Below are 14418 nucleotides of genomic sequence, written 5' to 3' on the forward strand. Positions count from 1 at the left end.
GCATCGCGCCGATCAGACTTCAGAAAACCGCCCGCACGGGCGGTTTTCTCGTTCGCCCACATCGCTCATCGCCGATGCCGTCAGGCCCCGGCAAACCTCGTCCTCACGATCGACGCTCCACTCAATGCCCGTCCTTCGCATCGGTCCAGCCCAGATCCGGCTCGGCGTGATAGTGGATACCCAGCGCATCCAGTTGCGGACGCAACGCGCCCATGCGCTGCACGAACCCGGCATAGCCGCGCTGCCCGGCCGGGCTCCATGCCAGTTCGGCCACCGCCGCCAGACGCGGCCACAGATGATCGTCCGCCGCGGCATCGGAGTGCACGTACTCGGTCCATAGCGCGGCTTCGATACCCACCGCGCTCTTGAACGGCGCCGGATCGAAGGCGTAGACCCGGCTCAGCGGCACGCCGTCCCCGCGGCACCAGTCGGCGCCGGGCTGGCCTTTGTAGTTGCCGTGGTCGATATACAGATACGAACACGGCGACAGGATCAGCCGATGGCCCTTGGCGACCGCCGCATCGATGGCGTAACCGTCGTTCCACAGCTGCAGCAGCACGTTGGGCTTCATGTCGGCCACCGAGCCCTCTTCCCAGACGATGGCGGTGCGCCCCATCGCATCCACCATCGCCGCGGTGCGCGAGATGAAATCGGCGTAGAGCGGATGCTTGATCTCGTCCCCGCCGATATGGATTTCGGCCGACGGGAAGATCGCCACCACCTCCTCCAGCACATTGCGCACGAACGGATACACGACCTCGGGCTTTTTCAGGCAGAACACGCTGAAACCCACTTCCACGCCCGAGTAGGCGCTCAGGTTGCCGACATCCTCGCAGGCCAGCTCGTTGTACGAAGCCAGCGCCGCCTGCACGTGCCCGGGCATGTCGATCTCCGGCACGATGGTGACGCCGCGCGCCTGCGCATAGGCCACCAGATGCTTCAGCTCCGCTTGGGTGTAATAACCGGCGCGCCCGTCCTGCACCGCGCTGGCGCCGCCGATTTCGACCAGCTTCGGATAACGCTTGATCTCGATGCGCCAGCCCTGATCGTCGGTGAGGTGCAGGTGCAGGCGGTTCAACTTGAACAGCGCCATGCGATCGATGTGCTTCTCCAGGTACTCGACCGGCAGAAAGCTTCGGGCCACATCCAGGGAAATCCCGCGCCAGCGATACGCCGGCACATCGGTGATCACGACGCGAGGCAGGCGATAGTCGGCCTGGGCTTTTGCCGGCAACAACTGGCGCAGGCTTTGCACCGCGTGCAACAGGCCGGTGTCGGTCCGCGCGCTCAGACGGATCGCATCGTCCACCACCAGCCGATAGCCTTCCTCGCCCAATGCCGGGTCGTCGATCAGCCGCAGCCGGATCGGTGTCGCCGCCGGGCCATTGCCGCCGATGCTCAGCCGGGTCAGCAATTCGTCCAGGGCGCGTCCGGCGTTGGTCGCGGCCGCGTCCTTTTCCACCGCCGCGGAAGACATCCGCAACTCGCCGGACGCTACTGTCATCGACTGAGGAATGGGCACGATATGCGCTGGCGGCGCCTTGGCTTGCGCGACCGCAAGGCGATGGTCGCATCCGCTGGCGGCGACCGCCGTCAGGCAGAGCAGCAGGACTTCAAGCTTGAAGCGCATTTTCATCTGGGCAGGCAATCCGCTGGGGCATCCCCGCATCATGCACAGTTCGGGTCCATAGGAGCAGTGAGGCGCGTCCAAAGCGTGTGCTGGTTCGTTGTTAGACTGGGTCCAACCCCTTGGAGATCGAAAACATGGCGCTCAAGCGGATGGACAACGTCGGAATCGTCGTCGAAGACCTCGAAAGCACGATCGATTTCTTTCTCGAACTCGGCCTGGACCTCGAAGGACGGGCCGCGATCGAAGGAGAATGGGCCGGACGCGTCACCGGACTGGGCGATCAGCATGCCGAGGTCGCCATGATGCGCACCCCCGACGGCCATAGTCGGCTCGAGCTGTCCCGCTTCCTGCGGCCGACGGTCGTCGCGGATCATCGCAACGCCCCGGTCAATGCCCTGGGTTACCTGCGCGCCATGTTCACCGTGGACGACGTCGACGACACGCTGGAAAGACTCCGCGCGCACGGCGCGCAACTCGTGGGCGAAGTGGTCAATTACAAAGACGTGTACAAGCTGTGCTACATCCGCGGACCCGAAGGGCTGCTCATCGGACTCGCGCAAGAGCTCGGCTGAGGACGGTATGGGTCAGCCAGGAATTCTGGCGGCCCAGCCTCATTCGACAACCGGGCCCTGATAGCAGCGGAGGTTTTCAGGAGGCGATTCCCTCCCCTGCTGACGGCGCCGGTACCGCGTCCTGCTGCTGCCCTGCCGCACTTCCAGCCTCCCCGGCGCGCCGATCAGAAGTCGCCGCAGCCGCTCTTGCGTTCGCTCGCCAGACAACTGTTGAGGTTCGGGCGCGAGCGCACCTTCGACCATTCGCGCGCGAGCGTGTCGCCGCCGCGCGCCAGCCCCGGAGTATCCAGCGGCCCCGTCGATGGACACGTCGGCGTCTTGCCGACATTGCTGCTGTAAACGTAACTGTCCGGCGGCAAGCGGGTCATGTCGGGAAGCGTAGGCGGCGGCAACGAGTTCAAGCTCAGCGCGGTGAGATTGGCCGGCGCCTGCGCGAAGGCATAGTTCTGCGCCTCCAGGCCGCTGCCCTGGATCGGATAGACCCCGGGCACCGCATCGGCGCCGACCTCGGCGGAGAACTTCAGCACGCCGGTGGTAGCGGTGCCCTGCGTGTCGCCGTTGCGGAACCCGGCCACGCTGCCGGTGAAGTCGCCGAGCTTTTGCCCGAACAACACCGCCAGCGGATCGGCGACATAGGTCAGCGTCGCCTTCTGGATTTCGAGCGCGGTGGCGTTGCTGCCGGCCGCGACGAACTCGTAGTTCCGCGACGAGACGCCGCCGAAGCCGATGGCGTACCGGCCCACGCCCGAAGCCTGAGTGGCGTCGCTGCTCCAGGCCAGGCTGCCGGCCAGATCGGCCGCGCTCTGGCCGTTGCGGAAGCCGCTGACGGTTCCGCTCAGGGCGCCGTTGGGATCGCCGTACAGGCGGATGAAAGGATCGGCCGTGAACACCAGCGGCGCCTTCCGGATCTCGAGCGCGGTGGCATTGCCGCCGGCCTCGACGAACTGATAGTTCTGCGAGGAGACGCCGCCGAAGTGGACGGCGTACTGGCCCACATCCGAAGCCTGCGTGGCGTCGCTGCTCCAGGCCAGGCTGCCGGCCAGATCGGCCACGCCCTGACCGTTGCGGAAACCGCTGACGGTTCCGCTCAACGCGCCGTTGGGATCGCCGTAGCGGCGGCTGAAAGGATTCGCCGTGAACAACAGCGGCGCCTGCTGTATCTCGAACGCGCTGGCATTGCCCGGCGCTGCGACAAAGTTGTAGTTCTGCGAGGAGACGCCGCTCAGGCCGATGGCGTACCGGCCCACGTCCGAACCCTGCGTGGCGTTCGTGGTCCACACCGGCGTGCCGAGCAGATCGGCCACGCTCTGGCCGTTGCGGAAACCGCTGACGGTTCCGCCCAGCGTGCCGTTGGGATCGCCGTAGAGCCGGCTGTAGGGATTCGCGCTGAACACCAGGCTGGCCGGAGTAATGCTCGCCGTGCCCGGGTTGATTTGCAGGGCGTAACCGGCCGGCGAAGTGAAGTTGCCGCCGATCGCGTAGTTGCCCACGTCGCTGAGGATGGTGGCGAGCGTGGCGGCGTCGCCGGTGATCGCGTTGCCGAACGTATCGCCGAGGATCAACCCGGCGAAGCTGAAGCTCAGCGCCGGATTGTTCAGCCCGTACTCGCGCACGAAGCTGGCGACGTCGATCGTCGCGGTTGGCTGCGCGGCATAGATGAAGTGGTCGCCGGCGGTGGGCACGGTCACGCCGCAAGTACCGCCGAAACTGCAGTTGTACAGGTTCGGCAGCGCGCCCGAGCCGGCCAGGCCGCCTCGCGTTTCGCCGACCCAGGTATTGGCCCACACCCGCCAGCGATTGCTGGCGTTGATGCCCGACCCGGCCGCGTTCTGCAAGCGGCCGGCGGTGACCAGATCCACGTCGGTGCCGCTGACATCCTGATTCAGTGTCAGGTCGCCGGCGTTGTTGCGCACCGACACCGCGCCGCTCGCGCCGATGCCCGATTCCGACAGTGCGCTGACCGCACCGGCCGCGTCGAATCCAACCGCCGCCACGTTGCCGATGCTCAGCGCGTTGATGTCGGTGTAGTTGAAATTTCCCGCCGCGCCGCCGGCCAGGGTATTGCCCGAAACGTCGTTCTGCCCCGCGCTCAGATCGACGCTGCCGTTGTTCGAACGAGCCAGCAGGCTTTGCGCGGTGATGCCGCCCGCCGCGCTTTGGCTGATGTTGCCGCCGCTGACCAAGGCCAAGGTGCCGCTGCCAAGATTCACCGCGCCATTGAGCGCGATGCCGCCGTTGCCGCCGGTATTTTGCAAGCTCAGGTTGCCGCCGCGCGTCAGCGCCTGCGCGATCGTGATCGCGCCGGCGTGATCGGCGTGGCCAATCACCAGGTTCGGCGCGGCGATATTGGCCAGCGAAGCCGCCGATACGAATTCGCCGGCGCCGCCGCCGATCCGCAGCGCCGCGGCGTTGCGATCGAGCACCTCGCCGGCCGCGGTGACTTCGCCCGCGCGCACATTGACCGCACCGGCGGTGACCGTGCCCGCGAGTTGCATGGGGCTGACGACGCCGTTGTTGCCGGCGCGCAGCAGCACCGTGCCGGCGCCGCCGTCGATGCGGCTGGCCGCGCCGATGCTCACGCCCACGCCGCTGCCGTCGGAGGAGCCGTTGAGTTCGATACCGCCGCCGCCGGCGATCACGCCATCCTCGATCACCAGGGCATCGGAGACTTGATCGGCGTTGGGACCGCCGTTCGCGCCGGAATGACCGCTCAGACGGATGCGTCCGCTGCCGCTTTGAATCGCGAATCCGCCCAGCACGCCCAGGCCGGATTCATTCGGGAAAGCGCCGCCGCCGTTGATGCCGACGATGTCGATGGCGCCGGAGGTCGTCGACATGCCCGCGTTGGTCCCGCGGCCGTCTAGCTGCACCCCGTAAGAACCGATATCGCCTACGCCCAGCAGGCTGATATCGCCGGTCGAGGCATGAATCTGCGTGCCGCTCAACAACAAGCCCTCGCCGACGAACTCGCCGGCGCTTGCGCCCAGTCCTCGCGCCCGCACCAGGACATTGCCGCCGCCGTTCGCATCGTTTTGTCCGATGCGCGTGTCGAGCGTGGTTCCGAACAACTGCAAGGCGAAACCGCCGACGGCGGTGGCGAAACCGTTGACCGCGTCGTTCTGGCCGTACATCCGGATCGCGCCGCCGTTGCTCAGCAGCGTTGCGTTGGCGAACGAGATGCCGCCATTGATCTCGGCGGCGAAGACAGCATTGCTGATGACGTCGATATTGAGCGGGCCGTTGCTGGAGCCGATGCTGAAGTTATTGCCGGCAACCTGGTTCTTCGCGCTCAGCATCACGGTCAGCGGCGCGCTGCCGACGCTGCGATTGATCGCCACCGCGCCGGCCGAGCCATCGACATTGAGGTCGCCGCGCAGGCTCGCGGTGCCCAAGGCGACGACGTTGAGGCTGCTGCCCGCATCGAGCCCGCGATTGATATCGCCGTCCTGAAGAACCGTGGCGGTGACCGCTTCATACGGATCGGTCGGCATGGCGCCGGTGGCGGCGCCGTTCACGATCGAAACATTCTGCGCGCCGACGCTCCAGAACCCGCCTCCGGTGCTGACGCGGACTCCGCGCAGATCGAAGCCGGCCGACGATCCGGTCACGACTTGGCCGCCGAAGCCGCCGTTGGCTCCGCCATGCGAGCTGAGATCGCCGAAGATGCGCGCACCGCCGTTGCCGCCCTGCAGTCCGATATAACCGCCGTCGCCGTTGTCGATCGCGTTCGCGCTCAGCACACTGCCGGCATCGACGACCAGGGTGCCGTCGCTGCTGCCCAGGTCCATGCGGCCGCCGCCGGCCTGCCCCGATGCGTCGAGCCGCGCGCCGTTCAAGACCCCGACATCGCTGCCGGTCACGCTGATGGTGCCGCCGCTCTGGCCGGGGTCCGCGCCGCTGACGTCGATCTGGCCGCCGTCGATTTCCACGCGGCGGGTGCCGGCCGACAGCACCACGCGTCCGCCGCGATTATCCAGCGTGCGTGCGCGGATCGTGCCGGTGTTGACGATGCCGCTGGTGATGTCGTTGCTCTGTATCGTCAACACGACCTGACCGCCGTCGGCCGTCAGCGTGCCGCTGTTGTTGATGTCGAACGCCAGCACCGAACCGCCGTCGTCAATGGTCACCTGGGTCAAACCATCGCCCTGGAAATCCAGGGTGAGGCCGCTGCCCTTGGCGCCGATGACGGTGCCGCGCGGGGCCGAGATCTGACCGGTATTGTCCACCGAATCGCTCGACAGCAGCGCGACCGTGCCGCCGGACGTGGCGGTGATCGTGCCGTCGTTGGTCACGCCCTCACCGTTGCCGGTGAAAACGAATCGGCCGCTGTCGACGCCGGCCTGGAAGTCCGCGTTGCTGATGCTGAGCGTCGATGCCACCAGGCTGCCGACATTCACCTGCGAGCCTGCGCCGAACACCACTCCGCTGGGATTGACCAGGAACACGCGGCCATTGGCGTTGAGGCTGCCGAAGATTTGCGAGACCGGCACCACGCTGCCGTCGCCGACCACGCGATTGAGCAACACGCTGGTCGCGCTGGGCTGGGAAACATTGACCGTCGCGGCGCTGCCGATGGAAAAACCGCCCCAATCGATGATCGCGCCGTTGCTGGCCTGAGTGATGGTCATCGTGTTGCCGCCGGGCAGAGCGATGACGGCGTTGCCGCCAATGACGGTACCGTTGATCGGCAGCGTCGTGGGCAGCGGCGGCTGAGCCTGCGCCAGCGAAGTCGCCAACGATGCGGCCAGCGCCAACGGCAAGGCATGCCGGACCAGCGGCCGCGGCGTGCGATGGATGGATCGGACATTGGCTTGCGCGCCCATGGGAGTCTCCACTCAGAGATGCTTCTGCAGTTGCAGGTACAGGCGCGGCTCGCGCCGATCGGCGACAGCGCGTATCTCGGGCCAGGCCAGCGTGGCGTTGAACGCCCAGTTGCCGGGCCGGGCCCAACTCAGTCCCAGGCCGTAACCGCGCAGGCTCTTGCCGTTCTCCGGAACGAGGCGCGAGCGGTCGTGATCGAACGCGCCGTGAGCGGCGTCGTAGAACACGAACGGAGTCACCCGCTCGTTCAGCGCGTAACGCAGTTCGAGGTTGGCGATCCAGCCCTCGTCCACCAGCGCTTCGTTGGTCGAGTACGCGCGCACCGCGCGGGGTCCGCCCAGCGAGAGCTGTTCGGAGGAATCCAGGTTGCGATTGGCGAGTTGCACGCCGACGCCGAGGAACAGGCTCAGGTCCTTCGTCAAGGCCTGCAAGCGCGTCGCCTGCACGGTGAACTTGGTGAAATAGCCCTGGGTTTTCCGCCCGATCGGCGATTGGTCGATGAATTCGCTGACCGGATCGCGGATATCCAGCTCGCCGCGATAGAGCACGCCGTTGACGCTGGTGTAGCCGCCGCCGAACAAGGCATCGCGATGCTCGAACGACCAACCGGCGGTGGCGCCGCGTATGCGTTTTTCGGTCTCGAAATCGACCGCTTCGAACTCGTCGGTCAGCGACTTTCGATCGAAGCCGAAGCGCAGGAACAAATTGGTCCCGCGCTGGCGGATCAAGGGATAGGTGGCCGAGACATCGGCGATGTCGGCCGTGCCCGTGGCTTGCAGGGCGCGGAATTCGCCGCCCAGTTCGTACTGCACGCGGGCGACGCCGGCGCCGACGCGCAGACCGTCGTAGCCGACCGGAAGCTCGTAGGCCAAACGGCCGAACGCGGTATGCGCATCCTCGGCCACCATCACGCGCAGATCGAGATTGTCGCCGTGCCCGGTCGGACTCGCCCAGCGCATGGTGCCGCCGGCGCGGAGGCGTCCCGACTCCGGGGTGCCGTGGTTGTCGACCTCCACCACGAATCCCAGGGCTTCGCCGCGGGACACCTGCACGTTCAGATCGGTGCTGCCGATGGCGGCGCCGGATTCGACCGCGGATTTCGGCCGGATGCCGGGCAAATCCGACAACAGCAGCATCGCGCGCTCGTAACGCGGGCCGTTGAGCGCCTGCCCCGGCTGCAGCACCTTCATCAAGGTTTTCTCGACCCGCGCGGCCGGTATCGGCGCATCGGGATCGACATCGATATGGACCTGGCCCAGGGTGCCTTCGACGATGTTGATCGTGACCTTGCCCTGCTCCACTTCCTGCACCGGCACCACGGCCTGGGCGAGGAAATAGCCGCGATCGCGATAGCGCGCGGTCACGCGCTTGGCGATGTCTTCCAGATCGGCGAGGGTCACCTCCTGTCCGATCCGATAGGCCACCATCGTCTGCAGGTCGGTGTCGCTTAAACGCGTGTTGCCGACGAACTCGATCGCGGTCAGGGTAAAGCGCGCCTGCGACGGCGCCCGCATCTGCGGCTCCGGCAGCGCCTGCTGCGGGGCCTGCGGTTCGGGTTCGGCCCGCGCCTGCCCGCACAGGGCCATCAACACGGCGCAGGCAAGTATGCGCAGGCGGAATACGGAAGGCTGCATCGGCGTCATCTCAGTTCTCCACCGTCAGGCGCCAATTGCCGATCAGGTTGAACGACGCCCAATAGAACGGATGCGAGGTTTCCGGGTGCTCGAGCACCGCCAACTGCCCGGCCTGCATCGCCCGTTGCAGGTCCTCGCCCGCGCGCAGATCGCGGTAGAAGGTGGTCATCAGGCGTTCGGTGTCGCGGTCGGGAACCGGCCACAATGAGGCGACCAGCGCCGAGGTCCCGGCCGACAGGAACGAGCGCGTGAAGCCCAGCACTTCATCGCCGTCGGCGACGCGGCCCAGCCCCGACTCGCAGGCCGACAGCGTCACCAGCGAGACGTTGTTGAGATTCAGGCTCAGCACTTCGCGCGCTTCGAGAAAATTCTGCCGGCCGTTCTCGTCGGCGAGCAGGATCTGCGAATGCAGCGGGTCGGCGATGTCGGCGCGGGCGTGCGCGGCGACGTGGACGATGCGCGCCTTGGGCGCCTCGGATTGGAAACGCGCTTTTGTCGCCGCCGCCTCCAGGTAAACCTGCGGACGCGGGAACAGCGCCGCCAGATTGCCGACTTCGCGCTCCGCTCCAGGCAAGGGCTCGGCGACCGCGGGGCTAACCAGCGGATTGCCGAACGCGAGCAACTGCGGCGCCGTCCTTGGCGCGCGCGAAGCCAAGCGCGCGGCGATGCTGACCGACGGCGCGATCGCGATGGGATGGCGCTGGATCAGGTATTTGCCGTCCACGCGCAGCGCCTGGAACGGCAGGTAATGCAAGGGCCCGTGCGGAATCACGATCAGGCGTTGCCCGTCCTGCAGGCGCAGCGGCGCCAGCAACAAGGTGGCGATGCTGTCGCCCGCGTCCACCGCGGACGGACGCAGGCCGACGATCGCCTGCCGGTAGGCTTCCACCAGGCGCACCAGATCGGCGCGCGACACCGCGATGCGGTGTTCGCTCACGCCCTCCGGCGAGATCACCCAGACCAGCAACTGGTCCGGCAGCGAGTGGAAGGCGACGATGCGCTCGTCGGCGCGCAGCAGCTTGCGCAGGCTGGCGACATCGGCCACCTGCGCGGTGGCGTCCTCCGGCGTCTTGCCGCGGTCGGCGACCGCGTCCAGCAACGCGCGCGCGCGGCTGCGCTCGCTGACGGCGAACGCGCGCTCGGGGTTGCCGGTCTGCGAATACAGACGAATCGCGCGCTCGAACACCGATTGCAGATCCGAGAACAGACCCATCTTGAATTCGTCGCTGCGAAAACGCGCGCGCACGTTGTCGAACGCGGCGAGCGCCTGATCGAGTGCCTGCGCCGCCTGATCGGGATGGCCCAGCGCCTGCTCGCTGCGCGAAACCCCGTCCAGCGCCCACATCCGGTAATTGCCTTCGTCGCCGGGCACCGTCTGCGCGGCCAGGCGCTGGAACAAGGCCAGCGCCTGCTGCGGCTTGTTTTCCGCCAACAACAGGCGGCCGCGCGTGCGTTCGAGTTGGGCGCGCTGCGCCGGATCGTCCGGCGCCTGCAGCGCATCGAGTTCGCGCTGCGCGCGGACGAGGTCGCCGGACTGGATCAGCGCGTTGGCCAGCGAGGCCTGCACCAGCGGGCGGTAGCGCGCGGAACTGGTCTGCAGCGCGAGCTCGTATGCCGCGATCGCCTCCGGATAGCGTTGCTGCCGGCTGCGCACGTCGCCCAGGATCTTGTGCGCCGGGCCGTGCACCTTTTGCGGATCTTCGGCGTGCTTGGACAGCGCGAGCGTGGCGAAGGTCTCGGCGCGGTCGAGCTGGCCGGAGTAGCTGAAAACGATGGCCAGATCACGGTAAGCCTTGGCCAGCAGGTCTTCGTTGCCGGTCTGCAAGGCGACGTGCAGGGCCTTGCTCGCCGCCTGCACGCTGCGGCGGAATTCGCCGCGGTCGGCCAGCGCCACCGCCTGGCTGCAATATTCGTAACCGTCGAGCCGGACGGTTTCCGTCTCGTACAGGGCGGCGCCGTCTTCGGCCAGGGCCAAGGCGGTATCCGCATCGTCCATGCGCGAGATCGCATGCAGCGCCGCGCGCACGTCGGGACGCTCGATCTCCGGCATCGCGGCCGCCGGCACCGGCGCCTGCGCCAACGCGCAAGGCGCGATCGCCACCAGCGCGATCAATGCGACATGGGCCAGACGCGACGCGAGCGCCGAGTCCGTGCGGTTCCGCTTCTGGCAGGAAAGCGGGCGAATAATGCGCATGCCGAAACTCCATGTCCGGGGGAATGTCGATCGCGATCACAAATCGCGGCGACGACCGGAGTCTAGGAAGGCATGCGCGCCGCGCCTATCCGTGAAAGGGAGTAGTGCTTTCGGCTTACGCGGCCCCCGCGTGGAGGCCGAACGACAGACACCGGGCGGCAGAGCGCGCGGTGTGTTTACCGCGAAGCGGTCAGGCCAGCTTCGCCAGACGCAGGCCGGCCGAGCAAGAGACCTCGCTCTCGTCCGCCGCGCCAAGCGCGCGGCCGTCCGCCGATGCGTCGCGGCAGAACTCGATCAGGCTGCCCGGCGTCGGGCCCGAGACGTACACGCATCCCAGCGGTGTCAGGAATTCGGCGCGCCGCTCGGCGGACAGACCCGGCAAGATCGCGCGCAGTACGCGCGGATCGTAGAAACGGAAGAACTGCGTGCGGCCGTCCGCTCCCGGAATCCGCAACCAGGCGCGCAAATGCCCGCGCAACGCCCGGCCGTCGCTGCCGGCGCGGGTGCACAGGACGATGCCGCTGCCGCGTTCCCACACCGCGCGCAGCGCGGCGGCGACGGCCGATGCCTCGCAGTGCAATCGCACCAGATACGGCGCGCATTCGGCCAGGACCGGGTCCAGGCCCTCGGCCAGCAGACACCAGAACTCCGCGCCGGTGGCCCGCAGACGCTCTGGCAGTCCCGGGATCTTGCGTCCATCGAGCACGGCGTAGACATCGCCGGCGCCGGTGAACAGGCGCTCATGCAGCACATCTTCGAGCACGCCCGCGTTCATGCCGGTCTCCCGTGCCGGGGCGGCCGCCCATCCTGGACCTGCCGTCCGCCGCGCACTTCCGACTGCCTTGTCATCGTCCTGCTCCTGTCTGCTGCCGCCCTTCCTGAGCGACAGGGCGAGGGAATTCATCGACCGATTTCTCGATCTGGGCCCCCCGCCATATCTGAAACGAATTAACGCCCATGCAGCGGCCACCCATCGCGACCGCGGCCGCCCGCCTTGCCGGCCCGGCGTATCGCGCCGAATCCCGGCGGACGCGCTAGATTACCTCGGCGATGAATACCCATGTTCAAAATCCGGCCACGCCCGACCGTCGCAGACGGCCCTACGACCTGTCGCTGGTCGCGCGGCTGAGCCTGCTGGCGATCGTTCCCGCCACCCTGATCGCGATCCTGCTGGCGGTGCTGCTGAACGACAACCAGCGCCGCGAAGTCGAGCGGGTCACCTCAGCCTCGGCCGAAGTGGTGGCGGAGAATTTCGCCGCCGCCGCCTCATCGGCGATGAAGCAAGGCGACCGCGCGGCATTGGCGCGCATCGCCAAGCCGTTGGCGAGCAATACCGACCTGGTGCGCGTGCAATTCCTCTCGCGCGAGGGCGAAATCCTGGCCGAGGCGCTCGGCCCGACCGCCGCTTCGCAGTCGCGCTACGTCGAAGTCTCGCGCAAGATCCGTTCCACCTCGGCCTCGGCGCCCTCCCCCGGTTGGGTGCGCGTGCAGTTCGGATTGCAACGCATGGACGACATCCGCACGCGCCAGGCGCAGGCGACCGCGGCGGTGCTGGCGGTGTGCCTGGTGATCGCCGGCGTGACCGGATGGCGCGTGGCCAGGCGCGTCAGCGCGCCGGTGCTGGAACTGGCCGAAGCGGTGGACAAGCTCGGACGCGGCGGGCGCAGCGTGCGCGTCCCGGTCACCCGCGGCGGCGAGATCGGCCATCTGCAGCAAGGCTTCAACGCCGCCTCGGTCGCCCTTACCGAGGCCTGGGAGGAACTCGAAGCGCGCATCGCCGCGGCCACCTCCGAGTTGGCGCACAAGAACGCGAAACTGGAAGCCGCAAGCCAGGCGCGCGCGCATTTCCTCGCCGCCGCCAGCCACGACCTGCGCCAGCCGCTGTACGCCCTGACCCTGTTTTCCTCGGCGCTCAAGGTCGGCGAAACCGATCCCGCCCGGCTCACCCGCGCCAGTCACATCCAGGAATGCGTGGCCACGCTCGACGGCCTGTTCTCGGAGCTGCTGGACCTCTCGCGGCTGGAAAGCGGCGCGATGCAACCGGCGTTCAGCGAGTTCGCCCTCGACCCCTTGCTGGAAGACGTGAACCGCACCTTCCGCATGATCGCGGAGAAACGCGAACTGCGGCTGGTCCTGCGCAAGACCGACGCCTGGGTGCATACCGACCGCATCATGCTCGCGCGCGTCATCAACAATCTGGTCAGCAACGCGCTGCGCTACACCGAGCGTGGCGGCGTGCTGGTCGGCGTGCGCCGCGCCGGCGACACGCACGTGCGCATCGAAGTATGGGACACCGGGCCCGGCATCGCGCCGGAGTACCAGACCCGCGTGTTCGAAGAGTTCTTCCAGGTCGAGCAGGCGCGCGCCGACGCGGAAAACCGCGAACACGGCCTCGGCCTCGGCTTGGCCACGGTGAATCGCTTGATGCATTTGCTGGGCGGCGAAGTCGTGCTGCGCTCGCGTCCGGGCAGCGGCAGCGTATTCAGCGTGACCATCCCGCGCGCCGGCGCGGAAGCCAGCCGCCGCGTCAGCGAACACCCGACCGAAGCGCCGCTGGACGTCAGCGGCCTGCGCGTGCTGGTGATCGACGACGAGCGCGCCATCCTGGAAGGCATGCGCGTGCTGATGCACAGCTGGAACTGCGACATGCGCGCGGCCGAGGACGCCGAGCAGGCGGTGGCGGCGCTGCGCGACTGGGGCCCGCCCGACATCGTGCTGTCGGATCTCAAACTCGCGCGCGGCCGCACTGGCCTGGAGGCGCTGCAGCGGCTCGACGCGCACTACGGCGTGGACGCCGGCGCGGTGCGCCCGTTCGCGCGCCTGCTGATCACCGGAGAAACCAAGGGCGAGCGCCTGCACGAGGCTACCGCGGCGCGCATCCCGGTCCTGCATAAGCCGGTGCCGCCGGAGCGGCTGCGCGAGGCGATGATGGCGGCGATCCTGACCAAGCAGGCCTGAGAACCTGTTCACGATCTCCGCAACAGTAGCGCCAGGAAGGGCAAATGGATGATTGCAAGCAGGTATTGAGCTTGGCGCTGTTCGCATTGGGTATGGATGGCGTCACGCAGCGATGGCTAAGGCCAGTAGAGCGGCGGCATTAACGCCATTGCGGTGAACGAGTTGCCCTGGTCGGTGTTGAAGATATCGGGCGTGCCTTGGTGGGCGATGGCGTCCTCGACCGCCTGAGGCAGAGCGTGGTTTCCATCGTGATCGACACGCGCCAGACGAGTACGCAACGGCTGTACCCGTCGATCACCGCCGCCAGATAGACGAAGCCGCGGGCCAACGGGATTTAGGTGACGTCCATCGCCCAGACTTGGTTGGCGCGGTGATTGGCCGATGGCGCAGCAGGTAGGGATAGATCTTGTGGCGCGGATGGCGGCGGCTCGTGTTGCGCTTGCGATATAACGCTTCGATACCCATCCGCCGCATCAGCGTGGCGACGTGCTTTGAGCAGGTAATCCACCTGTCGGGCTGTGCAGATTTCCGGCGCCAGCTCTCTGTTCGACACAGCTAACTGCGGCAATTAAGTCGCACCTTCCTCAGGCACATTTATTCAACCTTGAA

Annotated in this window: 7 protein-coding genes and 1 pseudogene; 2 read left to right on the forward strand and 6 right to left on the reverse strand. The window is 67.4% G+C overall.

Annotated elements, in window-relative coordinates; all coding sequences use genetic code 11:
- Positions 1–121: 121 nt before the first annotated feature.
- Positions 122–1636, reverse strand: coding sequence for a beta-N-acetylhexosaminidase (locus J7J50_RS13465; protein ID WP_215058628.1), 1515 nt, complete (start codon positions 1634–1636; stop codon positions 122–124).
- A gap of 113 nt (positions 1637–1749) precedes the next feature.
- Between J7J50_RS13465 and J7J50_RS13470 the strand changes: the two genes are divergently transcribed.
- On the forward strand, positions 1750–2202 hold the full coding sequence (locus J7J50_RS13470; RefSeq protein WP_215058629.1) for a VOC family protein: 453 nt from the start codon (positions 1750–1752) through the stop codon (positions 2200–2202).
- A gap of 164 nt (positions 2203–2366) precedes the next feature.
- On the opposite strand, the gene J7J50_RS13475 is transcribed toward J7J50_RS13470, so the two are convergent.
- The 4 genes from J7J50_RS13475 to J7J50_RS13490 all read right to left on the reverse strand — a co-directional run bounded on the left by J7J50_RS13475 (position 2367) and on the right by J7J50_RS13490 (position 11626).
- On the reverse strand, positions 2367–7025 hold the full coding sequence (locus tag J7J50_RS13475; RefSeq protein WP_215058630.1) for an MBG domain-containing protein: 4659 nt from the start codon (positions 7023–7025) through the stop codon (positions 2367–2369).
- Positions 7026–7037: 12 nt separating this feature from the next.
- Positions 7038–8657 carry a ShlB/FhaC/HecB family hemolysin secretion/activation protein gene (locus J7J50_RS13480; protein ID WP_215058631.1) on the reverse strand — a complete coding sequence of 540 codons (1620 nt, stop codon included), beginning with the start codon at positions 8655–8657 and terminating at the stop codon, positions 7038–7040.
- Positions 8658–8667: 10 nt separating this feature from the next.
- Positions 8668–10851 carry a CHAT domain-containing protein gene (locus tag J7J50_RS13485; RefSeq protein WP_215058632.1) on the reverse strand — a complete coding sequence of 728 codons (2184 nt, stop codon included), beginning with the start codon at positions 10849–10851 and terminating at the stop codon, positions 8668–8670.
- 190 nt (positions 10852–11041) lie between these two features.
- Positions 11042–11626 carry a DUF4123 domain-containing protein gene (locus tag J7J50_RS13490; protein WP_215058633.1) on the reverse strand — a complete coding sequence of 195 codons (585 nt, stop codon included), beginning with the start codon at positions 11624–11626 and terminating at the stop codon, positions 11042–11044.
- 275 nt (positions 11627–11901) lie between these two features.
- Here J7J50_RS13490 and J7J50_RS13495 point away from each other — a divergent pair, with 275 nt between their 5' ends.
- Positions 11902–13809, forward strand: coding sequence for a hybrid sensor histidine kinase/response regulator (locus J7J50_RS13495; RefSeq protein WP_215058634.1), 1908 nt, complete (start codon positions 11902–11904; stop codon positions 13807–13809).
- A gap of 149 nt (positions 13810–13958) precedes the next feature.
- On the opposite strand, the pseudogene J7J50_RS24825 reads toward J7J50_RS13495, so the two are convergent.
- Positions 13959–14301 (reverse strand): annotated as a pseudogene (locus tag J7J50_RS24825) (DDE-type integrase/transposase/recombinase); the annotation flags it as partial.
- Between the last annotated feature and the right edge of the window lie 117 nt (positions 14302–14418).

The organism is Lysobacter sp. ISL-50, assembly GCF_018612875.1.
Lineage (GTDB): Bacteria > Pseudomonadota > Gammaproteobacteria > Xanthomonadales > Xanthomonadaceae > Lysobacter.

Excerpts from the sequence above, each read along its gene's own strand:
- J7J50_RS13475 (WP_215058630.1), bottom strand. The coding sequence starts at position 7,025 with ATGGGCGCGCAAGCCAATGTCCGATCCATCCATCGCACGCCGCGGCCG.
- J7J50_RS13485 (WP_215058632.1), bottom strand. The coding sequence starts at position 10,851 with ATGCGCATTATTCGCCCGCTTTCCTGCCAGAAGCGGAACCGCACGGAC.
- J7J50_RS13465 (WP_215058628.1), bottom strand. The coding sequence starts at position 1,636 with ATGAAAATGCGCTTCAAGCTTGAAGTCCTGCTGCTCTGCCTGACGGCG.
- J7J50_RS13490 (WP_215058633.1), bottom strand. The coding sequence starts at position 11,626 with ATGAACGCGGGCGTGCTCGAAGATGTGCTGCATGAGCGCCTGTTCACC.
- J7J50_RS13495 (WP_215058634.1), top strand. The coding sequence starts at position 11,902 with ATGAATACCCATGTTCAAAATCCGGCCACGCCCGACCGTCGCAGACGG.
- J7J50_RS13480 (WP_215058631.1), bottom strand. The coding sequence starts at position 8,657 with ATGCAGCCTTCCGTATTCCGCCTGCGCATACTTGCCTGCGCCGTGTTG.